The organism is Flavobacterium branchiicola (assembly GCF_018383905.1).
GTDB classification, from domain to species: Bacteria; Bacteroidota; Bacteroidia; order Flavobacteriales; family Flavobacteriaceae; genus Flavobacterium; species Flavobacterium branchiicola.
Window position 1 is genome coordinate 604899 of record NZ_JAGYWA010000004.1, and the last position, 26522, is coordinate 631420.

Below are 26522 nucleotides of genomic sequence, written 5' to 3' on the forward strand. Positions count from 1 at the left end.
AAATAAGCTCCTTTTATTATTTTATCTGAATTTTTTGCTACAGAAAAACTTATTAACGAAAACGTTTGAATTTAACATATTTTATTAATTTATTATAATCAGAACCCGAAAAGTGGTGAATGTTTGCTAATTTTACAACTTAATACTTAAATAATGCCAAAAACAATAAAAAAAGTTGGTGTTCTTACATCAGGAGGAGACTCCCCAGGAATGAATGCCGCAATACGATCAGTTGTTCGAACATGCGCTTATCATAATATAGAATGCATAGGAATTTATAGAGGGTATCAAGGAATGATCGAAGGAGATTTTAAAGAAATGGGCCCTCGAAGCGTTAATAATATTGTAAACAAAGGTGGAACGATCTTAAAATCGGCTCGTTCTGTTGAGTTTAGAACCCCGGAAGGTAGAAAAAAAGCACACGAAAATCTTTTAAAAGCAGGAGTTGATGCTCTTGTTGTTATTGGAGGAGACGGAAGTTTTACCGGAGGATTACTATTTAATTCAGAATTCGGTTTCCCGGTAATGGGAATTCCGGGTACAATTGATAATGATATTTTTGGAACAAGTTTTACCCTTGGGTATGATACTGCCTTAAATACTGTTGTGGATTGTATTGATAAAATTAGAGATACTGCAAGTTCACATAATCGTCTGTTTTTTGTAGAGGTTATGGGTAGAGATGCAGGGCATATAGCTCTTAATGCTGGTATTGGTGCTGGTGCCGAAGAAATCCTTATTCCTGAAGAAGATTTAGGTCTGGACAGATTACTGGACTCACTTCAAAAAAGTAAAGCTTCAGGAAAATCATCAAGTATAGTAGTTATCGCTGAAGGTGATAAAATTGGTAAAAACGTATTCGAATTAAAGGATTACGTTGAGGCTAATTTGCCTGAATATGACGTTAGAGTTTCTGTTTTAGGACACATGCAGCGTGGTGGTTCACCATCTTGTTTTGATCGTGTTTTAGCAAGTCGTTTGGGTGTAAAAGCAGTTGAGTCTTTAATTGAAGGAAAATCAAATTATATGGTTGGACTTAAAGAAGATAAAGTGGTTTTAACTCCGCTTGAGCAAGCAATTAAAGGGAAATCTGAAATTGATAGAGAATTGTTGAGAGTGTCTGACATTATGTCGACATAATATATATAAATATAAAAGTTTAAAAAGGGAGAAGTTTATTGTGAGGAAATTAGACTTTGAATTAGTATAATAAAAACAAAAGCAAAAAATTAGTAAAATGTCAAAAGTAAAATTAGGAATAAACGGATTTGGACGTATCGGAAGAATCGTTTTTAGAGAGTCTTTCAATAGAGATAATGTAGAGGTTGTTGCAATCAATGATTTATTAGACGTAGATCACTTAGCTTATTTATTAAAATATGATTCAGTTCACGGTCGTTTTGATGGAACTGTAGAAGTAAAAGAAGGAAAACTTTATGTAAACGGAAGAAATATCCGTATCACTGCAGAAAGAAATCCTGCTGACTTAAAATGGAATGAAGTAGATGTAGATGTTGTTGCTGAATGTACTGGTATTTTCACAACTATCGAAACTGCAAGTGAGCACATTAAAGGTGGTGCAAAAAAAGTAATTATTTCTGCTCCTTCTGCAGATGCTCCAATGTTTGTAATGGGAGTGAACCACGAAACTGCAAAAGCTTCTGATTTAGTTGTTTCTAATGCTTCTTGTACTACAAACTGTTTAGCACCTTTAGCTAAAGTTATCAATGATAACTTCGGAATTGTTGAGGCTTTAATGACTACAGTTCACGCTACAACTTCAACTCAAATGACTGCTGACGGACCTTCTAGAAAAGACTGGAGAGGTGGACGTGCTGCTGCAATCAATATCATTCCTTCTTCAACAGGAGCTGCTAAAGCGGTTGGAAAAGTTATTCCTGAATTAAACGGGAAATTAACTGGTATGGCTTTCCGTGTTCCTACAGCTGACGTTTCTACTGTAGATTTAACTGTGAAAGTGGCTAAAGAAACTTCTTATGAAGAAATTATGGCTGTGTTGAAAAATGCTTCTGAAACTTCATTAAAAGGTATTTTAGGATATACTGAAGATGCTGTTGTTTCTCAGGATTTTATTTCTGATAAAAGAACTTCTATCATCGATGCTACTGCAGGAATTGGTTTAAATTCAACTTTCTTTAAATTAGTATCTTGGTATGATAATGAGTACGGATATTCAAGTAAATTAATTGATTTGTCTGTTCATATCGCAAGTTTAAAATAATATTATATATTTTTGCAAAATCCCGTTATTTAAAAGTGACGGGATTTTTCTTATTTTGTTGTTTCTTTAATTAATGTAGAAAGTACACTTTTTATTTTGTATGAAGAAAAACTAATCCAAAAACTAAAATAAAAATGAAATTAATAGTTGATAGTGGATCTACTAAAGCCGATTGGATTGCAATTGATGATAATGGAAAAGTATTATTTACCACGCAAACTTTAGGGTTAAACCCGGAAATTCTTGACGGACCGGAAATTATCGAAAGATTAAACGACCGTTTTGATATTCTGCAAAATAAAAAAGAAGCAACGCATTTGTTTTTTTACGGAGCTGGTTGTGGAACTGATCGTATGAAGCAAGCTTTAAAGATAATCTTCCAGGATTATTTTACAAATGCAATTATAGATGTTCAGGAAGATACATATGCAGCTGTATATGCTACAACTCCAAAAGGAGAAGAAGCAATTGTATCAATCTTAGGAACAGGTTCTAACTGCAGCTATTTTGATGGTAAAGTATTGCATCAAAAAGTACAATCATTAGGATATATCGTAATGGATGATTGCAGCGGGAATGTTTTTGGAAAAGAATTAATCAGAAAATACTATTTTAATAAAATGCCTAAAGAATTGGCTGTTGAACTTGAAAAAGAGTATGACGTTGATCCTGATTTTATTAAAAACAAATTATACAAAGAGCCAAATCCAAATGCTTATTTAGCAACTTATGCTAAGTTTTTAATCAAACATAAAGACACAGAATTCTGTAGAAAAATAATTTTCAAAGGAATGAAGTCTTTCGTTAAAAACTACATCAAGCAGTTTGATAATTGTAAAGAAATTCCAGTTCATTTTGTAGGTTCTATTGCGTTTTATCTAAAAGATGAATTGCAGGAGACTTTTGATAAGTATGAGCTTAAATTAGGAAATGTTTTAAGAAGACCAATTGATGGTTTAATTGCGTACCATGTTGCCAATCAATAGTTCTGGATTTATGGAAATTGCGATCATTGCACATGATGGTAAAAAAGCTGATCTGATTGATTTTTTGATCAAAAATGCAGATGTACTGCATAATGAAAAGATTAAACTTATTGGTACAGGAACAACCGGAGGAAAAGCGGAAGCAGCGGGATTTAAAACGCAAAGAATGCTTTCGGGGCCTTTAGGTGGTGATGCACAAATTGCCGGAAGAGTGGCAGAGGGAATAACTCAGATGGTGTTCTTTTTTAAAGACCCTTTATCGAGTCATCCACATGAAGCTGATATTAATATGTTAATTCGCGTTTGCGATGTACATAATGTGCCGCTGGCAACAAACGAAGCAACGGCACAATTATTATTAGATGCTATTGCACTGCAATTATAGAGATCTCTACATTTACATTTTTTGGCAAACAAGCCACTTGAACCGTTTCACGAGCTGGAGCGGTTTTTTCGTTAAAAAAAGATCCGTAAACCGTATTTATTGCACCAAAATTATTCATATCCATAATAAAGATTGTTGCTTTAACTACGTTTTCAAAAGTCATGTCTGCAGCTTCCAGAATTGCCGCAATGTTTTCCATAACTTGTTTTGTTTCGTCGTTGATGTTATCCGTTACAAGCTCACCAGAAGCTGGATTTATAGCGATTTGTCCAGAAGCATAAAGCGTATTTCCTGATAATACAGCCTGATTGTATGGACCGATAGGAGCCGGGGCTTTTTCGGTAAAGATGATTTTTTTCATAATGAATTATTTTTATTCGAAAGTAGTTTATCGATTAGAAGTGCTTCGTTTATTCCATTTGATATCACTTAAGACACCAGATTTAATTCCAATAAAGAAGTTCCAGTTTGAGTTTGTTCCCAGAGGAGTCCAGTTAAAAGCCATTCTCCAGCTTAATAAGTCTCTTTCAAAACGGAATTGTGTAAAAGTAACTCCTTTTTGTACAAAGTCGTAACCGGTTGAAATTCCACCTTTCCATTTTGGAGTAATATCCATATTGGCAGAAATCATAATAGAGTTTCCGGTGATTTTATTCTCCCTGTTTACGTTAGAGTAGGTTAGCGAGTAAGCCATTGTCATGTCCCATGGAAGCTTCGAGCTAAAAAACTCGCTTATAACGTCTGTATCATCGTCTTTCTCATTGGCAAACTGACTGTTTCGGCTATCGTTAAGATCTGTATTTGTTCCGAATAAATCATCATTACGTCCACCGTTCCGTTGGCTTTGAGTGTTCTTTTGATCTTTATCCTTGGTTCCCTTATTGCTGAAAGAGTAATTTAAAGTTACATTGGCACTCGTCATTCTGAATAAACTTCCACCATTGTCAATATTAAATTTGTCTATTTTAGTTCCTGAGTTGTCAATTGCATAAGGATCTAATACAGCACCAAAATTCACATTCATTTTATTGTCAAAAAACTGAGTTCCACCACTTACAAGTAAGGGTTGCCATGCTAAAACTTGTTTTCCGTCTGCATTAAAGTTATAACTGGTACTAAAATTTAAGTTGTTTAACAACATCATTTTCTTAGGTTCAGTTTTAGTACTGTCGCTGTCTCTGACCTTTGCTTCAAAAGTATTGCTTAAAGCAAAACCAACAATGTTTGAGTTTTCTTTTCCAGGCGCTCCATAAATACCACCTTCAAATCGAGTGTATTCTGTGGTAATTCGTCCTGAAGCGTCAACAGCGTAACTGTTGTAGTATTTTTCGAAACTAGGCGTATAGGCATACGTAACAGAAGGACGCATAACGTGACGAATCGATTGAATTTTTTTGTCATCACCAAAATTAAAAGTACCATAAATTGTGGTTCCTAAATTGGTGCTGAAATTGTATGTTCTAAAAGCGTCAAAACCATTCACAGTTGTAGTAACTACCTTGTTTACGCTTTCGTCATAATTTTTTTCGATTGTTTTGGTAACCCACGTTTCCTGATAGTTGGTAGAGGCTCCTGCACTGAAATATTTGAATAATTTAAAGTTTGTACTCAACGGAATTGTATGTTGCATCCCAATTTGTGCATCTCTAAACATTTGAGGTTTAAAGAACAAAGAATCTGTTGTTATAAAATTGTTTTTACCACTTAAATTATATTGTAAGTTGATGTTTTTAATAAACCCTTTTTTTACACCATCTTTTCCAACAAAAGGATATACACGGTCGATACTTGCCTGAAGCGATGGAAGCGTCATGTTAATGACTTCGGTTTGGGTATTTTGTGAGTGTGTTGCTGTTAAGGAAATCCTTGCCTGCGGGATAGTATTAAAGGTTTTGTTGTATGAGATAGAGGAACTTAAAGTATTGTTTAAGTTAGATCCAACGTTGGCCTGATTAATAGACTGCTTAAAGTATTTACTACTACCCATATTCACGGAAGCAGAGAAACTTGAATTCGGACTTGATTTAGTGTCTTTAGAGTGTGTCCACTGAATGTTGTAAATGTTTTGTTTCGAATAATCCGGATAACCTCTTTCGCTGTTGATCAAATTTTCAAAACGAATATTTACGTTACCTCTGTATTTATATCGTGCCGCATAAGCAGATTCAAAACGCATTGCGTAACTACCATTTGTATAATAATCCCCCAAAACGGTTAAGTCATAATTATCGCTTAAAGCAAAATAGTAACCTCCATTTTGTAAAGAAAAACCTCTTGTGTTAGAGTCATTATAACTAGGTATAATAATTCCGGAAACACTTTTTTCTTCACTCATTGGAAAATAAGCAAACGGAAGCGCAAGCGGAGTAGGAACGTCAGCAATAACCATATTGGTTAAACCGGTAACAACTTTCTTTCCGGGAACAAATTTTACCCTGTTAGTCTGGAAATAATATTCCGGATTATCAACATCTTTAGAAGTTGTAAAACGTGCTCCTCTTAAAAAATAAACAGAGTCATTTTCTTTTTTGGTAACAGCTGCTTTAATTTTAAATTCTCCTTGTTCAGTTCTTGAATTGTATATTAAGGCTTTTTTTGTTTTAAAGTTAAAACGAATAGAATCCGGTTGTACTTCACTGGCTCCTTGTTTAAAATTTGGATACTGAACAAGAACTCCGGCAGAATCCTTTATTCTTCCCGCATAAACTTCATCTTTGTCATAATCCAATACAATTATACCCGATTTTAGCTCTACATCCTTATAATATAGCTCGGCTTCATTATATAAGGTGATCAGTTTTTTCTTCTGATCAATTTTAGCGTAATCTTTAGCTTTGTATTTTACTTTTCCGTCAAGAAAAGTCTTAGTAGGTTTGATGCTGTCTACTTTAATAGTGTCAACTGTAGCAGTTTTTTGTTTATCTGATTGTTTTACAGTTGATAAAGGCTTTTTTTTAGGTTTTATCTCTTGCGAATATACATTACCACATCCTAGAGTTAGGAAAAATGATAACAAAACGATATTAAATAAGTTTGTATGCAAAGGTTTAAATGCTATTTTTGTAAAAGTATGGCTTGTTTTTTGACATGTCAAACTTACATATAATTTTTTGGCAAAAATAATCAATTGCAAAAATTATAGCAGTTGCATTTTATTAAAATTAACTTTTAGATTTATGAACATATTTAACAAAACTAGGCTATTCTTTAGTTTTTTTCTAACGATAATTTCTTTTTGTGCTTATAGTCAGGGGAATGTTTTTAAAGTAACACTTGATGCGGGACACGGAGATCACGATTTTGGAGCAGTTTATAGTGGCAGGATTGAAAAAAATATTGCCTTAGCAATTGTACTTAAAGTGGGAAAAATATTGGAAGCTAGTCCAAATGTTAATGTTATTTACACTCGTAAAACAGATGTTTTTATTGATTTGGTCGAAAGAGCCAACATTGCTAACCGTGCAAATTCGAATATTTTCGTGTCAATACATTGTAATGCTAATAAAAATACGGCAGCAGACGGAACAGAAACATATGTAATGGGTTTGAGTAAAGTTGCATCGAATCTTGAAGCAGCGAAAAAAGAGAACTCGGTTATTACTTTAGAGAAAGATTATAAACGTAAATATGAAGGTTACGATCCAAATTCTCCGGAATCAATGATTGGAATGACTTTAATGCAGGAGGAGTATTTAGATAACAGTATTTCTTTGGCAAGTAAAATTGAGGAGAACTTTGATAAACTTGGGAAAAAATTGAGACATGGCGGAGTAAAGCAAGCACCGTTTATGGTACTTCATAAAGCTTATATGCCTAGGGTTTTAGTTGAAACAGGGTTTGTTTCAAATCCAACGGAAGGAAATATTCTGAATTCGGAAGAAGGACAAGATGATATCGCAAAAGCTATTGCTGAGGCTATTTTAAGTTATAAAAGCGAATATTTTGGTTCAGGAGTTCCGGAATTGGCAGATGTAAGACCAGCAAAAGATACATCAACTCCTAAAAAGCCAAAAGCTACAGAGCCGACAACAGCAGCTAAAAATGCTGTAAAAGGAACGTTTTTTAAAGTACAGCTTATTGCAAGTATCAAGAAAACCCCTTTGGACCCAAAAAACTTCAAAGGTTTAAAAAACGTAACGATGCTTTATGAGAATAATATTTATAAATATTTCTATCAGGAAACTTCAGATTACGAAGCAGCAAAGAAATATTTGCAAGAAGCTAAAGGTAAAGGATATGGTGCTGCATTTTTAATTGCAACTAAAGATGGAGAAAAAATCAGTATCCAGGACGCGACTAAATAAAAGTCACAAGTTCGAATATTTATATTATTTTTGTACAAACACTTAGAATTTTGAAACTAACAAGAGAAATTAAAACGGCTATTTTAGTCATCGCGGCAATTTTATTATTTATTTGGGGCTATAGTTTTTTAAAAGGCAGAGACCTTTTTACAAATTATAAAACATTATATGTAGAATACGATAATGTTGAAGATTTAGGATCTTCGGCACCGGTTACCATAAACGGATTGTCAATTGGTAAGGTTAATAAGATTACAATTAATGAAACTACAGGTAAATTATTAGTTGAACTTCAGTTAAAAACAGATTTTCCAATCTCAAAAACAAGTACGGCTGCTTTATATTCTCCAAGCTTAATTGGAGGGAAACAAATTAAAATTATACCAAATCTTGCAGATAAAGACCCTATAGTTGATGGTCAGACATTAGCAGGATCTGTTGAACTTGGATTAACAGAATCTTTAGGAGGTAAAATTGAGCCAATTCAGCAAAAACTGGATAAAATGCTATTAAATATTGATAATCTTGTTACGGGATTAAACAATACACTGGATAAGAATACACAGGAAAACTTAAAGAAAACGATAGCTGAGTTGAGTCAGACAATGGAGCAATTCCATAAAGCTTCAGGTAGTTTAAATTCTATTTTAGATACTAATAAAGGTCAGATTAATAGCGCAGTGACAAACCTGAATAAAATGACGGGTAATTTTAATAAAATATCTGATTCTTTAAACAAAGCCGATTTAGGAAAAACAGTACGTAGTTTAAACCAGACTTTAGCTAAAGTTGATGGTTTAATGACTAATCTGAATTCAGGAAAAGGTACAGCAGGAAAATTATTAAATGACGATGCTTTATATAATAATCTGGCTAAGACTTCAAAAGAATTAGAGTTATTATTGCAGGATGTTCGTCTTTATCCAACTCGTTATGTAAACGTTTCGCTTTTCGGAAAGAAAAACAAACCTTATGTAGCACCTGCAGAAGATACTAATTCAAATACTAAAAAATAATAAGAATGAGTTATTTAGATAATATTTTATTCGCCATACTTCTTGTAGTAGGTTTTGGTTTTTTTGCAGCGAGCGTAAAAAAAATCATCCGAAACGTTAATTTGGGAGTTGATGTTGATAGAAAAGATAATCCGAAAGCTCGTTGGAAAAACATGGCATTGATTGCTCTAGGACAATCAAAAATGGTGAGACGCCCTGTTGCCGGAATACTACATATCTTTGTATATGTAGGTTTTGTAATTATTAATATTGAACTACTTGAAATCATTATTGATGGATTGTTCGGAACGCATAGAATTTTCGCACCTTATCTGGGTGTAGTTTATGATATTCTGATTGCTTCTTTTGAAGTATTGGCAATTCTGGTAATTTTTGCTGTAGTTGTTTTCTGGATTAGAAGAAATGTAATAAGACTAAAGCGTTTTATTAATAAAGACTTAGACGGATTCCCGAGAAGTGATGCAAATTATATTTTGTATTTCGAAACCGTTTTGATGATTTTGTTTTTATTAATGAATGCATCTGATTTGCATTTACAAAATGTTCCAGGCGGATATTCTCATTTTCATAAAGCGGGAAGTTATCCAATAAGTCAATTTTTGGCGCCAATTTTTAATGGTACCTCTAGTGAATTAGTTGGACTTTTATTTGAAGTATTTTGGTGGTTGCATATTGTAGGTATTTTAGTTTTTATGAACTACTTATATTTTTCAAAGCACTTGCATATTCTTTTAGCGTTCCCGAATACTTATTTTGCAAACCTGAAACCGGAAGGTCAGTTTGATAATTTGGAGTCAGTTACCAAAGAAGTGAAATTAATGATGGATCCAAATGCAGATCCTTTTGCTGCTGCTCCGCCAGCAGATGAAAATGCTGCACCGGCTAAGTTTGGAGCAAGCGATGTTCAGGATTTAAACTGGGTTCAGTTATTAAATGCTTATACTTGTACAGAATGTGGACGTTGTACGTCTTCATGTCCGGCAAATCAAACAGGAAAGAAATTGTCTCCTCGTAAAATTATGATGGATACAAGAGATCGTCTGACTGAAGTTGGAAAAAATATTGATACCAATAAAGGTGTTTTTGTTCCGGATAATAAAACATTATTAAACGACTATATTACACCAGAAGAATTGTGGGCTTGTACATCTTGTAATGCCTGTGTAGAAGAATGTCCTGTAAATATTAGTCCGTTGTCTATTATTATGGATATGCGTCGTTATTTGGTGATGGAACAAAGTGCTGCTCCTATGTCACTAAATGCAATGATGACTAATATTGAAAATAACGGAGCGCCTTGGCAATACAGCCAACAAGACCGTTTAAACTGGAAAAACGAGAATTAAAAAAGTTTAATTGGTTAGTTGCTTAACCGTTTAATCGATTAAATAAAAATAATTTCGGTTTTGGTTTTTGTTCTTCTTTGATAAAAAACGATTGCCGATTTAACAAAAGTGAGAGAAATGTCAGAAAGTTTAGTAGTGCCAACAATGGCTGAAATGCTAGCCCAGGGAGTACAACCGGAAGTTTTATTTTGGGTTGGTTGCGCCGGAAGTTTTGATGATAGAGCAAAAAAAATTACTAAAGCATTTGTACGTATTTTAAATCGTACCAATGTTTCATTTGCGGTTTTAGGTACTGAAGAGAGTTGTACCGGAGATCCTGCAAAACGTGCCGGAAATGAATTTTTGTTTCAAATGCAGGCCATGATGAACATCGAGGTATTAAATGCATATGAGGCTAAAAAGATTGTTACGGCTTGTCCGCATTGTTTTAATACTTTAAAAAATGAGTATCCTGAATTAGGTGGACATTATGAAGTTATTCATCATACAGAATTTTTGAAATCATTGATTGATGATGGAAGACTGACTGTAGAAGGCGGACAGTTTAAAGGTAAAAAAATTACTTTTCACGACCCTTGCTATTTAGGACGTGCAAATAAAGTGTACGAAGCTCCAAGAGATTTAATTCAGAAACTGGATGTTGAGTTAGTTGAAATGAAACGTTCTAAAGCAAACGGTTTATGCTGTGGAGCCGGAGGAGCACAAATGTTTAAAGATGCAGAACCTGGAAATAAAGAAGTAAACGTACTTCGTACAGAAGATGCACTGGAAGTAAAACCGGATATTATTGCTGCAGGTTGTCCGTTCTGTAATACGATGTTAACCGATGGTATTAAACATCAGGAAAAAGAAGGCTCTGTTAAAGTAATGGATATCGCAGAATTAATTGCAAACGCACAAGATTTATAATCTGAGGTTTAAAGTAACAAAGATGAAAAGGTTCAGAGTTTTTTAACTTGAAACTTTAAACCTGAAACAAAAAAAAACAAAAAAATAAAATGTATATACCTTTTGAAAATTTACCTGGTGAATCAAGAATTTGGATTTACCAATCGAACAGAAAGTTTTCTGATGGGGAATTTTCTGAAATTGAAAATGATTTAAAAGCTTTTGTTGAAGAATGGGCGGCTCACGGAACAAGTCTTGAAGCTTCGTTTTTGTTGAAATACAACCGTTTTATAATATTAGCTGTAAATCAGGAAGTACAGGCTGCAACTGGATGTTCTATTGATAGTTCAGTAGAATTTATTCAGAGTTTGGAGAAAAAGTATGATGTTGATTTGTTGGATAAAATGAACGTTACTTTTAAACTTGGTGAGCATATTGCACATAAGCCATTAATTGATTTTAAAAAGATGGTTAAAGATAAATCGGTATCTGAGAATACGATTGTTTTTAATAATCTTGTAAACAATATTGAGGAATTTAATGAATCGTGGGAAGTTCCTGCTGCCGATAGTTGGCACAGCAGATTTTTCTAAGAGAAATTTTTAGTATAATTGAAAGGCATGAAACTTAGGTTTTATGCCTTTTTTGTTTTGTTTCAGGTTTCAAGTTTCAATTTTTACGTCTGAAACCTGACAGGTTTTTAAAACCTGTCAGGTTTGTTATGTGTGAAAAAATTAGAAAAAAGAGGAACGTTATAGGATTTACGTTCGCGTCCTTTTTGGTTGTATTGTTTCTGGTTTTATGGCAATCTTGTCATTTCGACGTAAGGAGAAATCGCACCAGAAACTCGACAAAGATTGGTGCTTCTCTTTGTCGATAAGCGAGTGCGATTCCTCGTTCCTCGGAATGACAAAGAACAAGAAAAACTCACTTTTGAAAATAAAATCTTCTTATCTAGCCCCGATGGAAGCGGCATCCTTTTATGGTCTCGTTTCTTTAACGAGACCATAAAAGATATAGCGGACAGCGGGACGGAACTTCTTTTGAAAACAGATTTTTGTGCTCCTTATAAAAAGTTAGAATATTTTTTGTTTCGAATTCTAACAATCTAATACTCTGATGAATCCAATATTTACAAAAATCTAACAATTTAAAGGGTTATTTAACCACGATTTTTGAGTATTTTCGTAAGATTAAATTTAATCCATGAAAATAGCTATAGTTTGTTATCCAACGTTTGGTGGTAGTGGGGTAGTAGCCACTGAGTTAGGCCTTGAATTAGCCAGACGCGGACACGAAATACATTTTATTACTTATAGTCAGCCGGTTAGGTTGGCACTTTTGAATCCAAATGTTCATTATCACGAAGTAAACGTTCCTGAATATCCTCTTTTTCATTATCAGCCTTATGAATTGGCTTTATCGAGCAAATTGGTTGATATGGTGAAATTATATAAGATTGAAGTACTTCATGTGCATTATGCAATTCCGCACGCTTATGCGGGTTATATGGCGAAGCAAATGCTGAAAAATGAAGGAATAGATCTTCCGATGATTACGACGCTTCATGGTACCGATATTACGCTGGTAGGAAATCATCCTTTTTATAAGCCTGCAGTAACTTTTAGTATCAATAAATCAGATTATGTGACTTCGGTTTCTCAAAGTTTGAAAGATGATACTTTGAAGTTGTTTAAAATCAAGAATAAAATTAAGGTGATTCCGAATTTTATCGAGCTTGATAAAGTTAAGAAAGATGTAGATACTCCTTGTCATCGTTATGTGATGGCGAAAGAAAATGAACGCATTATTACTCATATCAGTAATTTTAGAAAGGTAAAACGTATTCCGGATATTATTAAGATTTTTTATAATATCCAGAAAGAAATGCCGGCTAAGTTAATGATGGTAGGTGATGGTCCGGAAAAAGAAAAGGCAGAAATTTTATGTATGGAATTAGGGATTTACGACAAGGTAATTTTCTTTGGTAACAGTAATGAAATCGATAAGATTTTATGCATGACTGATTTATTCCTGCTTCCTTCTGAAACGGAAAGTTTTGGTTTGGCAGCTTTAGAAGCGATGGCGCTTGGTGTTCCTGTGATTTCAAGTAATTCAGGTGGTTTGCCGGAGGTTAATTTTGATGGTGTTTCGGGGTATTTAAGCAATGTAGGAAACGTTGAAGAAATGGCTGCAAACGCAATTAAAATTCTGAAAGACGATGAAACTTTGCTTGAATTTAAAAGAAACGCATTAGAAGTTGCCAAGAAGTTTGATATTAAGAATATACTTCCAAAGTATGAGGCATTGTATCAAAGAGCAATTGATGACTACAAAAACTAAAATCATAATTTTTTAAATTTTATCTAAATGAAGAAATTAATTTCGATCTTAATAGTTTTTGTTTTGGTTTCCTGCGGAGCTAAGAAAACAACTAGTTCTACTGCTTTGTATGAAGTTTTGACAGAGCAAACTGATGGTGGAGGAAATATTAAGTTTTTTGAGATTTTGACAGAACCAAATGAAATCAAAATGCTTGAAAACGACCCGCTTTTGGCCGACAAAATGAAACAGGATAACATAAGTAATTCTAATTATGTTATTTTGAATATGGGCGAAAAAAATACCGGTGGTTATACTATTGGTATAGAAAAAGTTGAAGAAACAGATAAGAATATTATTATTACGGTTAAAGAAAACAATCCCGCTGCAGATGCAATGGTAATGCAGGTGATTACTTATCCGTATACAGTGGTTAGAATACATTCTAAAAAAGAGATTATTATTAAGTAATTCCTTAAATTAGATAAAAAAAAACCTGTCGTTATTGCGACAGGTTTTCTTTTACAATTATTTTTTATTTTTATTTAGAATCTGAATTTAACTCCAAATCCGACGTCAAATCCAAAATTGTCATCATCATAATATCCAGAACCAATTTCAGGTCTTGCATCCAATGAAAGTGTAATTGGCACTTCTTTAAATCTATATTCGATACCAATATCTCCAGCAGCAAAAACGTAAGTTCCGCTATCGTTGTATTTGTAATTATTGTTGTAATAATCGTGATCCCAGGCAGCTAAACCACCCCCAACACCAGCGTACCAGTTAAATCCTCCGTCAATGTTCCAAACCCATTGGTAAAGTGCAACAGCTTTAATTGCGTCAACGTCGCTGCTGTTTCTCCAGCCTAAATCAAATTCAAGTCTGTTTTTTTGGTTCAGTCCTAATTGGTATGATACTTCACCCCCAAATCCGTTGTTGTCTCCTAAACGTAATCCTAAAGCGTTTTTTGAAATTTCTTGTGATTGTGCCGTAAATGCAAAACCAAAAAGCATAATGGCAGATACTATTATCTTCTTCATAAAAATGGTTAAATTAATTTTTTTCAAATGTATTATTACAGTTATGTATATAACGTATAAAATTTTTGAAAATTGTTATATAATTCACATTTCTAAGTAGAAAAAAATCGACTAAATCCTATAAAATCTGGCGCTCAGGGCTTTCAGTTGAATTATAATTTGTTTTTTGCTATAATTGAAGTAAGTAGTTGAGAGGTTAGATTATCTTCCATTTCAAATAAATTTTCTTCTTCGGTAAAATTACTTTCAGCATAAGAATATAGTTTCCAGCGCTTTTTGTGGTATTCTAAAGCAGTTAAATTTTCAACCCAGTCACCTGAATTCAGATATAAGGTTGATCCGTATTTGTTTTCTTTGGTAATAATTTTTGGTTCATGAATATGACCGCAAATTACATAATCGTATTTTTTTTCGATGGCAAGATCTGTTGCTGTGGTCTCAAAATCAGAAATAAATTTTACCGCTTTTTTTACGCTGGCTTTTATTTTTTTAGAAAAAGAATAAGGTTCGCGTCCTAATTTAGAAAGGCACCAGTTTGCAAATCGGTTGGATAATATTAAGTAATCGTAGCCTAAACCACCCAATTTTGCAATCCATTTGGAGTGTTGTACAGAAGCGTCAAAGACGTCTCCGTGAAAAATCCAGGCTTTTTTATCGTCTAATTCTAAAACTAATTTATCAACAAGTGAAAAATTCCCAAGATTCATATCGCTGAATTTTCGGAGAATCTCATCGTGGTTTCCGGTAATATAATAGACTTTTGTTCCTTTAGATGCCATTCCGATGATGCGTTGTATAACGCGTAAATGAGCCTTTGGGAAATAAGATTTTCGAAATTGCCAGGCATCAATTATGTCGCCATTTAAAACTAATGTTTTAGGTTTAATGCTTGATAGGTAGTTGTTTAGTTCTTTGGCATGGCTTCCGTAGGTCCCTAAGTGAACATCTGAAAGAATGACCAACTCGACGTTTCTTTTTTTCAATTTTTACTGATTTGAAGTTTAGCAAATGAATGAAACTCCTTTCAGATTTATTTTATCAAATGGTTATCAATTTGCGCTCAATTTTAATAAATTATGATTTTTGAACTGTTTAAGCTTTAATTAATAATCACAATTTTATATTTTTTAATTTAATTCATAAAACTTACATTTGCTAAAACAAATAACATGGCGGGAAATAGCTACGGCACATTATATAGAGTTACAACATTCGGAGAATCTCATGGTGAAGCTTTAGGCGGAATTATAGACGGTTGTCCATCAGGAATACAACTTGATTTAGAAGCGATTGAAGTTGAAATGTCCCGAAGAAAACCGGGACAATCAGCAATTGTAACCCAAAGAAAAGAACCGGATGCGGTTCAGTTTTTATCTGGGATTTTTGAAGGAAAAACAACCGGTACTCCAATTGGGTTTATTATTCCAAATACCAATCAAAAGTCTGACGATTATTCTCATATTAAAGACAATTACAGACCAAGCCACGCTGATTATGTGTATGATCAGAAATATGGTTTCCGCGACTATAGAGGTGGAGGAAGAAGTTCTGCACGCGAAACAGCAAGCAGAGTAGTAGCAGGCGCAATTGCAAAACAAATGCTGCCAGAAATTAAAATTAATGCCTACGTTTCTTCTGTTGGTCCAATTCATTTAGATACTCCTTATCAGGAATTAGATTTTTCAAAAATAGAAAGTAATCCGGTTCGTTGTCCTGACGAAAAATCGGCTGCGATTATGGAAGAATATATTCGTGATATCCGCAAACAGGGAGATACTGTTGGTGGTGTTGTTTCATGCGTTATTCAAAATGTTCCGGTTGGTTTAGGCGAACCTGTTTTTGATAAATTACATGCCGAATTAGGAAAAGCAATGCTTTCTATTAATGCCGTAAAAGGGTTTGAATACGGAAGTGGTTTTTCTGGTTCTGAAATGAAAGGAAGTGAACATAATGATTTATATAATCCTGACGGGACTACTAAAACAAATCTTTCAGGAGGAATTCAGGGTGGAATAAGCAACGGAATGGATATTTATTTTAGAGTAGCCTTTAAACCTGTTGCAACTATTATGCAGACTCAGGATTCATTAGATAATAAAGGAAATATTACACCAATGACGGGTAAAGGTCGTCATGATCCATGTGTAGTACCTCGCGCAGTGCCAATTGTTGAAGCAATGGCAGCGATTGTTTTGGCTGATTTTTATTTAATCAACAAAACATATTAATAAAAATTAAGACAGTGAGGGTCTTAATATTTTAATTTAAAACAGAAAATTAATGCAAGTTACAGAAACCAAAAAAAAATCATTTCTTTCAGGATTAACAGGCCAGATTATTATCGCTATGGTCCTTGGTGCCACTTTAGGAATCATATTACATAATTATATTTCGCCGGAGGCAGCACAATCGTTTAGTAATAAAATAAAAATGCTGGCAACCATTTTTATCCGATTGGTTCAAATGATTATTTCTCCTTTAGTATTCACTACGTTAGTTGTTGGAATTGCCAAACTTGGAGATATAAAAACAGTAGGTAGAATTGGAGGAAAAGCTTTAGGCTGGTTTTTTACTGCATCATTTATATCATTATTAATTGGTTTGTTTTATGTGAATATTTTACAGCCCGGAGTAGGTCTGAAATTAGATCATGTTGACATGGCTGCTGCATCTGAAGTGACTGCAAAAACCAAAACGCTTTCTGTAGAAAACTTTGTAGAGCATATTGTTCCTAAAAGTATTTTTGAAGCAATGGCAACCAATGAGATTTTACAAATTGTAATTTTTTCTATCTTTTTTGGATTGGCTGCAGCTTCATTAGGAAGTCCGGTTAAACCAGTTATTAATGCTTTAGATAAAGCCTCGCATATTGTCTTAAAAATGGTAAACTATGTAATGAACTTCGCTCCAATTGGAGTATTTGGAGCCATTGCAGGTGTTTTTGCTATTAGAGATGCAGAGGAATTGGTTATTACGTACTTTAAATTTTTCGGTTCATTTTTAGTTGGAATTAGTACATTATGGGTGGTTTTAATTGCAGTTGGATATATTTTCTTAAAAGGAAGAATGACTGAATTATTAAGACGTATCACTGGACCATTGGCAATTGCCTTTGGAACAACAAGTAGTGAAGCGGTTTTTCCTAAATTGACTGAGGAATTAGAAGAATTTGGTGTAAAAGATAAAATTGTATCATTTATGTTGCCATTAGGATATTCATTTAACCTTGATGGAAGTATGATGTACATGACGTTTGCCAGTATTTTTATTGCACAATTTTATGGTGTTCACCTTGATATAGGTACTCAAATGGTAATGCTTTTGGTTTTAATGTTAACGAGTAAAGGTATTGCAGGGGTGCCAAGAGCAAGTTTGGTTGTTGTTGCAGCTACTTGTGGTATGTTTGATATTCCGGTTGAAGGAATTGCGCTAATTTTACCAATTGACCATTTTTGTGATATGTTTAGGAGTGCAACCAATGTTTTAGGTAATGCTTTGGCGACTTCGGTTGTTGGTCAATGGGAGAATGATAAAGAGATTAATACCGAAATACAGGAATAGATATAATTAATATAAGTCATCTGATTGATTTGTATTAGGTTGAAAAGAATAAACAAATGCTAAAGAAGCTGTATTTTTAAATGAAATACAGCTTCTTTTTATTTTTAAGTGTATATTTGAGAAATTTCCCGATTTATGCCCCGAATGCGGATTTTTTTTCTATTATTCATAGTTCTGAATTGTTACTTCAATTCGGCCACAGCGCAGTCTGAAAAATTATCTGAAGGTAAAGTGGACAAGCTTGTAAAACAGGCATTACAAGAGTATCGCGAGGCGTACTATGAAAAATCCCTAATTACTTCCCGTGTAGCTTTAAACTCTGCTACAGCTATCAAAGCAAATGCTTTAATTTCGCGCGCCTATACCATTATTGCGGCTAATTACAACGAATTAATTGAAGTTGATAAAGCCATCTTTTTTTATCAGAAAAGTTTAATCTATGCTAATAAGACAGACAATGATTCGATAAAATATAATATTTATAATAATCTGGGGAACATGTATTGTTTTGAAAAGAAACAATTTGACATTGGTATTCATTATTATAAAAAATCGATTGCATACGGTCTGAAAATTAATGACCCGAGCCAGGTTTTTTTTACAAACGTAAATATTGCCTGGGCCTATTTTGATGTTGGGAATTTTAAAGAAGGATATCCTTATTTAAAATTTATTACCAGCAATAGTGAAAAATATGGTGGAGACTCTACAAAAGTTATTGTGCAGATGCTTAATGGTATGTATGCGAGTTATCTGAACGAAAATGATAAAGCCAATACTTATTTTTTGAATGCAATTGCAGCAGGTAATAGTGGCGATGAAAAATCGGACTTGTCTTATGCGCATCTGGAATATTCTAAATTCCTGACCAAAATTAAAAAGTATAAGGAAGCCTATCAGAATCTTACTGATTATAACAGGATTACAGAAGAATTATATAATCTCGAAAAAATAAAAAAAGCATCAACAGCCGGTTTTAACCTTGAACTTGATGAATATAAAAGACAGCTTGATAAAATTGAGAACGAGAAAATTTCGCAATATCAAAGTTTAAAAAAATCAAGAATTATTGTAATTCTGTTTATTCTTATTTCACTTATTCTTTTGTTTTTGATTGTAACCCTAATCAAGAATATCAGATTTAAAAAGAAACACAATTTAGAGCTGCTAAAGGCAAAAGAAATAGCAGAGGAAGCCTCATTGCTTAAAACGCAGTTTATTTCGACTATAAGTCATGAATTGCGTACGCCTTTGTATGGTGTGGTCGGAATAACAAATATGTTGCTTGAGGAGCATAAAGAGTTATCAAGAAGTCCGCATCTGAGTTCATTGAAATTTTCTGCAAGATATTTATTGTCACTTGTCAATGATATTTTACAGATTAATAAAATAGAAGAAAATAAAGTTGTTCTGGAAAATCTGACTTTTAATATTTCAGATGAAATTACGATGATCAAAAATTCACTTTCATTTTTATCTCAGAAGAATAATAATAAAATGAATGTTTATGTCGATCCGGAAATTCCTGAATATCTGATCGGAGATAAACTCAGGTTAGCTCAGATTTTGATGAATTTAGTTAGTAATGCACTGAAATTCACAAAAGACGGCGAAGTTGAAGTAAAGGTCGTTCTTAGTCATGTAGTAGGGAAAAATCATTATCTTGATTTTTTGATTAAGGATAATGGAGTGGGAATTGCAATTGTAGATCAGGGGAAGATTTTTGAAAAATTTGTTCAGGTTGGCAGAAAAGATGAAGATTATCAGGGAACCGGACTGGGATTAAGTATTGTAAAGAGATTGTTAGGGCTTTTTGGAAGTACAATTACCCTTGAAAGTGATTTGGGTCAGGGAACCTCATTTTCGTTTGTTATTCCTTTTGAACACGACCCTGCGAGAACTAAAAAAATTATAGATGAAATTGAAGTTGATCTGACTTCAAATGAAGTTCATAAAATTTTAATTGTCGAAGATAATCTCATTAATCAATTAGTAACAAAAAAAATTATTGAGAAAAATAATTATATCTGTAAGGTTGTTGATGATGGTTACGGAGCATTAAAAATTCTGGAAAAGGAGCATTTTGATCTTATTTTAATGGATATAAATATGCCTTTAATGAATGGATTTGAAACCACAAAAAGAATTCGTCTTAATGGAATTAAAACTCCAATTGTAGCATTGACAGCTTTTGATAAAGATGAAATTACAGACGAAGCCATTTCCTCGGGAATAAATGATATTATCATTAAACCATTTGAGCCGGTTAAGTTGTTTAAAATTATAAGCTACCTCATAGAAGAAGCAAAAAACGCTGGTTAATACCAGCGTTTTTTATTTTGTTTAGAAGCATTTGATTTTCTCGATTTATGAGCGCCACCGCTTCTGTTTGAGCTTTTAGGTTTCTCTCCGGCTTCCGGACTTCCCTGATGCCATTGATAAGGATGATCTGTAATAGTTTTTACATCCACTTTTATTAGTTTTTGAATGTCTTTCCAGTAAGGATGTTCATCTTTTCCACAAAAAGAAATTGCAATACCACCATTTCCTGCACGTCCTGTACGGCCAATACGGTGTACATAGGTTTCCGGAATATTTGGTAAATCAAAATTGATTACATAAGGTAATTGTTCAATGTCAATTCCTCTTGCTGCGATATCTGTAGCGACCAGAACACCAACTTCTTTATTTTTGAACGCGTCTAAAACACGTTGTCTTGCGTTTTGTGATTTGTCTCCGTGAATTGCCTCAGCCGGAATATCTTTTTTACGAAGTGCTTTTACAACATTATCTGCTCCATGTTTTGTTCTTGAAAAAACCAAAACGTTTGATAGATTTTCTTCTTTAATCAAATGATAAAGCAGGTTTCTTTTTTCTGTTTTATCTACAAAATAAATGCGTTGTTCTACATTTTCTGCTGTTGAGGATACTGGAGAAACTTCAACTTTTTCAGGATCTTTTAAAAACATTTCAGCCAGTTCGCGAATAGCAATTGGCATAGTTGCAGAAAATAATAAAGTCTGACGGTTTTTTGGTGTTAGCTTTACGATCTTTTTTACATCGTTGATGAATCCCATATCAAGCATTTGATCGGCTTCGTCTAAAACTAAAGTATGCAAGTGGTCAAAATCAAGAAATCCTTGTTTGTGTAAATCAAGTAATCTTCCTGGTGTTGCCACTAGAATATCTACTCCTTTTTTTAAGGTTTCAACCTGAGGATTTTGAGAAACACCTCCAAAAATGGTCAACTGCGTTAAATTGGTATATTTACCATAAGTGTCAAAACTTTCTCCAATTTGTACCGCAAGTTCGCGTGTTGGTGTTACAACAAGTGCACGAATTTGTTTTGCTTTTTTTGACGAACCTACAATTCGGTGTAACTGGTGTATAATTGGAATTGCAAATGCAGCAGTTTTTCCGGTACCCGTTTGTGCACAACCAATTAAGTCTCTGCCCGATAAAATGATCGGAATAGATTGTTCCTGAATTGGAGTGGGGTTTAAGTAGCCTTCTTCAAATACAGCTTTTTGTATACTTTTTGAAAGTGATAAATCTTCGAATAACATATCTTAGGAATTAAGAATTTAGTTTTAAGTACTAAAATTCTGTGCAAAGATAGGTTTATTCGGTTAATCCTTTAATTGAAATTTAGTTTATTTAGAAAAACTATTGATTTTCAGTCTCTTGTGTTTTAATGTAGTTAAACCTTTTCGTTGTTGGCTTTAATAAAATCCGTTACCAGATATCCAATTAATTTTCCAATTAAATTATTGTTTGGAGAATCCGCTAAATCTGGTGCCCCTTCGCAAATATGTAAATAGGTGGCATTTTTGTGCTGTCCGAAAAAGGATATAAACTGACGTAATTCTTCTACAGAAAAACCGCTAATAGTCATGGCGCTGCTGGCAATATTAGGAATAGCGTCCAGATCAATTTCAATTCCAAAAGAATCACTTCTTATAAACTCTAAAGCCAGAGCCATTTCTCTGTCAAAATCTTTTTCTTTACGGATGTTTACGCTATCGTATGTATTGTAACGAACGCGATCTTCAAGCTTTTTAATAATATCTAAAACGCTTTTTGATGTGTAGTTTTCATGTAAACCGAAGATGAAGTACTTTTTTAAAAAACCTTCTTCATAAGCGTATGAAAAGCCGTTTCCGCTGTGGCGTCCTTCTAGGATCCTAAAATCAGAATGCGCATCAAAATTAATGGCATTTATAGGTTTTCCTTTGGCAAGTGCAGATCCTTTAATATTTCCGTAGGCATTATTATGACCTCCGCCAATAATTATAGGTGTTTTTCCTGCTTTTATAATAGTAAAGATAATATGAGAAACTTCTTTGTCAATTTTTTCAACCAATTGGCTTAATTTAGAACGATCATCAATGTCATTAAAGTCAAGATTTTCGACATCTTTCATTTCTTGAGATACATTGATTTGTCCTAAAACTATAATCTGACTTCCTTTTGAAAAACGATTATGCTGAATGTTGGCAATGCTCTTTATAGCGCTTTCCCATGCCGATGCAGCGCCAGGTCTTCCGTAATTGGCACGCACGCCAATATCTTCAGGAATTCCTAAGAGCACGTATTTAGCCTCACTTTCGGTTAAGAATTTGATTTTGTCGGCTCCTTTAGGAATGACAATCATTTTCTCACCAAACTTTATTTCACCACTTCTGTGATTGGTAACTTTTGCTAAATCATTTACAGTAAAAGGGATCAGTTTATCCATAAAAAAAAATTATTGCTCAAAAATAATATAATTGTAACAACTTACGTTATTAGGATATATTAATTCTTAAATTTGTTTTTAAAGAAAATTATTCAATATGGAAAACCCAAAGAACAACAACTCAAGTCTAAAGGCTATAATTGCCGTTTTAGCAGTCCTACTGATTGGTAGCTTAGTGTATATTTTTAAATTATCTTCTGATACAGAAGTGGTTAAAACTGAACTGACAACAACAATGACAGAAAAAGAATCTGTTATGAAAGATTTGCAGGAATTAAAAGCAACTTATGATGCTGCAATTGCTGAAAATACTTCAATGTCTGATGAATTGATTCAGGAAAGAGATAAAGTAGTGGCTTTAATGGATGATTTGAACAAATCAAAAGGAGATGTATCTAAATACAGATCTCAAGTTCAGGCGATGCAGGGTAAAATGAAAACGTTAGTGGCTGAAAACGACGAATTGAAAAAACAAAATGGAGTTTTAACAGTTCAGAGAGATAGTACTATTGTAGTTTTAGGAGAGTCTAAAAAATACAATGAAGTATTAGTAGGTCAAAACGAAGAGCTGGCAAAAACAGTAGAAAAAGGGTCTAAGTTATCAGTTTTAAATACTAAAACTATAGCTTACAAAGTAAAAGGTTCAGGAAAGCAAATTGAAACAGATAAAGCAAGTCGTGCTGATGTCTTGAAAGTAAGTTTTACAATTGCTGAAAACCAAATTGCTAAATCTGGAGATAAAACGTATTATGTACAGGTTATCGATAGCAAAAACAATGTCTTAGGTGACAAGAAAACGGAAACTTTTGGTGATAATACGTTAACTTACAGTTTTAAAACTACAGTTAAATATGAAAACAAATCTGTAAATGTTTCAGAAGATTTAATTGGTAAAGATTTCGAAAAAGGAACTTATTATATCAATGTTTTTGATAATGATGAAGTAGTTTCTAAAACTAGTTTCAGCTTAAGATAAGTAGTGCCAAAAGGATAATAATACCACTTTGATATTAAAGGTCTGTGATTTTCTCACAGACCTTTTTTTATGAATATATGTTTTTGTTTATTTTAAAATTTCTCCTTCAATAAAAACACTTTCAATTAAATTGCTTCCAAAAGCATAAGGAATTTGATAGTAAGAAGAAATAGGTTTAGTTAGGATTAAATTGGCCTTTTTTCCTTTTGTAATACTTCCATGAGTTGCTGAAATTCCCATAGCATACGCGCCATTTATTGTGGCTGCATTAATAGCTTCCTCAGGAGTCATTTTCATTTTGATACAAGCTGTAGCAACAACAAAGTTCATATTGCCCGATGGAGTAGAGCCAGGGTTAAAATCTGTTGCCAAAGCTAAAGGTAAACCTGCTTTTATCATTTCTCGTGCCGGTGTATATGGAATACTTAAGAAATAGGAACAAGAAGGTAATGCAACAGGCATTGTTTCTGATCCTTTTAAGGCTTGAATATCTTCCGGTGTCATAATTTCTAAATGATCAACAGAAAGAGCTTTAAATTTAACTCCGGACTGAATTCCGCCAATAGAATTGAATTGATTCACGTGAATTTTTGGTTTTAAACCAGCTTCAATTCCTGCGTGCATGATTTTTTCTGTTTCTTCTACAGAAAAATAGCCGCTTTCGCAGAAAACATCTATATATTCAGCTAAATTGTTTTTTGCTATTTCAGGAATCATTTGAGTTATAATTTCATCAATATATCCTGTTTTATTTTCTTTGTAGTGTGTAGGGAAAGCATGTGCACCAAGAAAAGTAGCTTTAATCGAGATTGGATAATTTTCTGCCAGTTTTTTAATAACGCGCAACATTTTCATTTCGCCTTCAATAGTCAATCCGTAGCCTGATTTTATTTCTACGGCTCCGGTTCCCAGATGCATAACTTCTTCTAGTCTCAATTTAGATTGCTCGTAAATTTCTTCTTCAGATGTTTCGTTTAGTTTCTTGGCAGAGTTTAAAATTCCACCACCGCGATTAGCAATTTCCTCATAAGTAAAACCATTAATTCGGTCTACAAATTCCTGTTCACGATTTCCCGCGTACACAATATGAGTATGGCTGTCGCACCATGTTGGAAGTACTACCCGACCAGTTGCATCAATAATTTTATCGGCATTTATTTTTGGAAGATTGTCCATCGAGCCAAAATCAGCAATTAAATCATCTTCTAAAATTAAAAAAGCATTTTTTATCGTTGGAAGCACGGCCATTTCTGATCCTGAAACTTTAGGAATTGATGTTTCACGAACCTGAAGCAATTCTTGTATGTTGGTAATTAAAGTAATCATTATTTTATGAGATAGGTTTAAAAACACAAATTTCACAAATTATCACGTAATATTATGTGAAACTTGTGAAATTCGTAAAATTATTTGTTTTTGATTTATTCTGAAACGGTAATTTCAAACATCTTGCTCCAGTTTTTACCAGTTACAAAAATGGTTTTTGTTTTTGGGTTGTAAGCAATTCCATTTAAAACATCATCTTTTGTAATGTCAGTCATGGATTTTCGTAAACCAGACAGATCTAAAATTCCTTCAACAGCACCAGACTCCGGATTTACAACTGCAATAGCATCTTTAAACCATACATTAGCATAAATTTTACCATTAATCCATTCGATTTCATTAACTGCTTTAATTTTTGAAGCTCCAGAGTAAACATTGATATAATCAATCATTTTTTGAGTAGAAGGGTTTACTTTCCAGATTTTTTCAGTACCATCAGTCTGGTAAATGTGTTTTCCGTCATTTGTCATTCCCCATCCTTCGATATCTTTTTCAAAATCAAAGGTTTTTTCAAGTTTTAATGTTTTTGCATCGTAGATAAAACCTTTTTTGTTTTTATAAGTTAACTGGAATAATTTACCATTAATAAATGTAATTCCTTCTCCAAAGTATTGCTGATCAAGGTCAATTTGCTTGAAAACTTTACCAGTTTTATAATCGTATTTTTTTATAAACGAAGCGCCTTCCTGTCCGGTACTCTCATATAATGTGTCATTGTAAAATTCCAGTCCTTCTGTAAAAGCTTTTTTGTCGTGAGCAAACGTGTTTACAACTTTATACTTTAATAATTTAGGTTCAATATCCGAAACCACTTCAATTCTTTTAGTAGCATCAGAAGAATCTCCGCCAAAATAAACAGAAGCTTTTATGTATTGATAACCTAATTTTTGATCTAATAATTCAAATCTAAAATCTTGAGCGCCTTTTGTGCTTCCGGCTCTTTGATCGTTTACGAAGTAGACAACGCTGTCGATTTCTTTCGAATTTGGGTTTAAAATTCCGATTGAAAGCACTTCTTTTTGCGTAAGATGGGCAGGAAAAGCAGAATCATCTATAGTAAATAAAGAATTTTCACCTTTATTTTTATCTCCACATCCAATTAATGTAATTCCTAATAAAATGAAAGCTAAGAAGTTATGTTTTTTCATAGTGTAAAATTTGAATAAGCCAATATACGACGATATTTTAATTGCAACAAAGGTCTTGCAAAAATATAAAAAGATTGTATATTTGCACCGGCAAGTCCTACACGACCAGCTCCTGCAGACTCCCCCAGGATGGGAACATAGCAAGGGTACGTGGTTGAGCGGTGCGATGTAGGTCGCTTGCCATTTTTTTTTTTTTTTTTTTTTGTTACATAAATTCTTTTTTTAGAATTCATATAAAAGT

23 protein-coding genes and 1 other RNA gene are annotated in these 26522 nt (G+C 33.4%); 16 read left to right on the forward strand and 8 right to left on the reverse strand.

Annotated features, from left to right (window positions below; genetic code table 11):
• Positions 1–153 precede the first annotated feature (153 nt).
• The 4 genes from pfkA to KHA98_RS12660 all read left to right on the forward strand — a co-directional run bounded on the left by pfkA (position 154) and on the right by KHA98_RS12660 (position 3613).
• Positions 154–1140: a 6-phosphofructokinase gene (pfkA, locus tag KHA98_RS12645; protein WP_213258291.1), complete on the forward strand. Its 987-nt coding sequence runs from the start codon at positions 154–156 to the stop codon at positions 1138–1140.
• A gap of 97 nt (positions 1141–1237) precedes the next feature.
• Positions 1238–2242, forward strand: coding sequence for a type I glyceraldehyde-3-phosphate dehydrogenase (gene gap / locus KHA98_RS12650; RefSeq protein ID WP_213258292.1), 1005 nt, complete (start codon positions 1238–1240; stop codon positions 2240–2242).
• Positions 2243–2376: 134 nt separating this feature from the next.
• Positions 2377–3228, forward strand: coding sequence for an N-acetylglucosamine kinase (locus KHA98_RS12655; RefSeq protein ID WP_213258293.1), 852 nt, complete (start codon positions 2377–2379; stop codon positions 3226–3228).
• Positions 3229–3238: 10 nt separating this feature from the next.
• Positions 3239–3613, forward strand: coding sequence for a methylglyoxal synthase (locus KHA98_RS12660; RefSeq protein WP_213258393.1), 375 nt, complete (start codon positions 3239–3241; stop codon positions 3611–3613).
• Here KHA98_RS12660 and KHA98_RS12665 read toward each other — a convergent pair.
• Both KHA98_RS12665 and KHA98_RS12670 read right to left on the reverse strand, forming a co-directional pair.
• Complete coding sequence (locus tag KHA98_RS12665) at positions 3594–3974, reverse strand: Rid family detoxifying hydrolase (RefSeq protein ID WP_213258294.1); 381 nt, start codon at positions 3972–3974, stop codon at positions 3594–3596. The two genes, KHA98_RS12660 and KHA98_RS12665, sit on opposite strands and share 20 nt — an antisense overlap.
• A 27-nt stretch (positions 3975–4001) precedes the next feature.
• On the reverse strand, positions 4002–6707 hold the full coding sequence (locus KHA98_RS12670; RefSeq protein ID WP_213258295.1) for a putative LPS assembly protein LptD: 2706 nt from the start codon (positions 6705–6707) through the stop codon (positions 4002–4004).
• 82 nt (positions 6708–6789) lie between these two features.
• On the opposite strand from KHA98_RS12670, the gene KHA98_RS12675 reads away from it, so the two are divergent.
• The 7 genes from KHA98_RS12675 (at position 6790) to KHA98_RS12705 (ending at position 13960) form a co-directional block, all read left to right on the forward strand.
• Positions 6790–7917, forward strand: a complete 1128-nt coding sequence (locus tag KHA98_RS12675) for an N-acetylmuramoyl-L-alanine amidase family protein (RefSeq protein WP_213258296.1) — start codon at positions 6790–6792, stop codon at positions 7915–7917.
• 50 nt (positions 7918–7967) lie between these two features.
• Positions 7968–8933: an MlaD family protein gene (locus KHA98_RS12680; protein ID WP_213258297.1), complete on the forward strand. Its 966-nt coding sequence runs from the start codon at positions 7968–7970 to the stop codon at positions 8931–8933.
• A gap of 5 nt (positions 8934–8938) precedes the next feature.
• Positions 8939–10279, forward strand: coding sequence for a (Fe-S)-binding protein (locus KHA98_RS12685; protein ID WP_213258298.1), 1341 nt, complete (start codon positions 8939–8941; stop codon positions 10277–10279).
• Positions 10280–10396: 117 nt separating this feature from the next.
• Entirely contained in the window at positions 10397–11188 is a 792-nt protein-coding gene (locus KHA98_RS12690; protein WP_213258299.1) for a (Fe-S)-binding protein, read from the forward strand.
• Positions 11189–11277: 89 nt separating this feature from the next.
• A complete protein-coding gene (locus KHA98_RS12695; RefSeq protein ID WP_213258300.1) occupies positions 11278–11760 on the forward strand; it encodes an ABC transporter ATPase in 483 nt (160 codons plus the stop codon).
• 613 nt (positions 11761–12373) lie between these two features.
• Positions 12374–13510, forward strand: a complete 1137-nt coding sequence (bshA, locus tag KHA98_RS12700; protein WP_213258301.1) for an N-acetyl-alpha-D-glucosaminyl L-malate synthase BshA — start codon at positions 12374–12376, stop codon at positions 13508–13510.
• A gap of 27 nt (positions 13511–13537) precedes the next feature.
• A complete protein-coding gene (locus tag KHA98_RS12705; protein WP_213258302.1) occupies positions 13538–13960 on the forward strand; it encodes a protease complex subunit PrcB family protein in 423 nt (140 codons plus the stop codon).
• Between the two features lie 74 nt (positions 13961–14034).
• On the opposite strand, the gene KHA98_RS12710 is transcribed toward KHA98_RS12705, so the two are convergent.
• Complete coding sequence (locus KHA98_RS12710; protein ID WP_213258303.1) at positions 14035–14532, reverse strand: hypothetical protein; 498 nt, start codon at positions 14530–14532, stop codon at positions 14035–14037.
• A gap of 152 nt (positions 14533–14684) precedes the next feature.
• Complete coding sequence (locus KHA98_RS12715; RefSeq protein WP_213258304.1) at positions 14685–15515, reverse strand: UDP-2,3-diacylglucosamine diphosphatase; 831 nt, start codon at positions 15513–15515, stop codon at positions 14685–14687.
• 186 nt (positions 15516–15701) lie between these two features.
• On the opposite strand from KHA98_RS12715, the gene aroC reads away from it, so the two are divergent.
• The 3 genes from aroC to KHA98_RS12730 all read left to right on the forward strand — a co-directional run bounded on the left by aroC (position 15702) and on the right by KHA98_RS12730 (position 20415).
• Entirely contained in the window at positions 15702–16760 is a 1059-nt protein-coding gene (aroC, locus tag KHA98_RS12720) for a chorismate synthase (RefSeq protein ID WP_213258305.1), read from the forward strand.
• A 52-nt stretch (positions 16761–16812) separates the two neighbouring features.
• Positions 16813–18093 (forward strand): dicarboxylate/amino acid:cation symporter, encoded by a 1281-nt coding sequence (locus KHA98_RS12725; RefSeq protein ID WP_213258306.1) that lies wholly within the window; start codon positions 16813–16815, stop codon positions 18091–18093.
• A 231-nt stretch (positions 18094–18324) separates the two neighbouring features.
• Positions 18325–20415 carry a response regulator gene (locus tag KHA98_RS12730; protein WP_317192576.1) on the forward strand — a complete coding sequence of 697 codons (2091 nt, stop codon included), beginning with the start codon at positions 18325–18327 and terminating at the stop codon, positions 20413–20415.
• Here KHA98_RS12730 and KHA98_RS12735 read toward each other — a convergent pair.
• Positions 20412–21659, reverse strand: coding sequence for a DEAD/DEAH box helicase (locus tag KHA98_RS12735; RefSeq protein ID WP_213258308.1), 1248 nt, complete (start codon positions 21657–21659; stop codon positions 20412–20414). The two genes, KHA98_RS12730 and KHA98_RS12735, sit on opposite strands and share 4 nt — an antisense overlap.
• Before the next feature lie 134 nt (positions 21660–21793).
• Positions 21794–22831, reverse strand: a complete 1038-nt coding sequence (locus KHA98_RS12740) for a formimidoylglutamase (protein WP_213258309.1) — start codon at positions 22829–22831, stop codon at positions 21794–21796.
• A gap of 97 nt (positions 22832–22928) precedes the next feature.
• Between KHA98_RS12740 and KHA98_RS12745 the strand changes: the two genes are divergently transcribed.
• The gene (locus tag KHA98_RS12745) at positions 22929–23807 is read left to right on the forward strand and encodes a hypothetical protein (protein ID WP_213258310.1); all 879 of its coding nucleotides are present in this window, start codon (positions 22929–22931) and stop codon (positions 23805–23807) included.
• Positions 23808–23894: 87 nt separating this feature from the next.
• On the opposite strand, the gene hutI is transcribed toward KHA98_RS12745, so the two are convergent.
• Complete coding sequence (gene hutI / locus KHA98_RS12750) at positions 23895–25133, reverse strand: imidazolonepropionase (RefSeq protein ID WP_213258311.1); 1239 nt, start codon at positions 25131–25133, stop codon at positions 23895–23897.
• A 95-nt stretch (positions 25134–25228) separates the two neighbouring features.
• Entirely contained in the window at positions 25229–26281 is a 1053-nt protein-coding gene (locus tag KHA98_RS12755; RefSeq protein WP_213258312.1) for a glutaminyl-peptide cyclotransferase, read from the reverse strand.
• An 88-nt stretch (positions 26282–26369) separates the two neighbouring features.
• On the opposite strand from KHA98_RS12755, the gene ffs reads away from it, so the two are divergent.
• Positions 26370–26467, forward strand: an RNA gene (gene ffs / locus KHA98_RS12760) — signal recognition particle sRNA small type.
• Positions 26468–26522 lie beyond the last annotated feature (55 nt).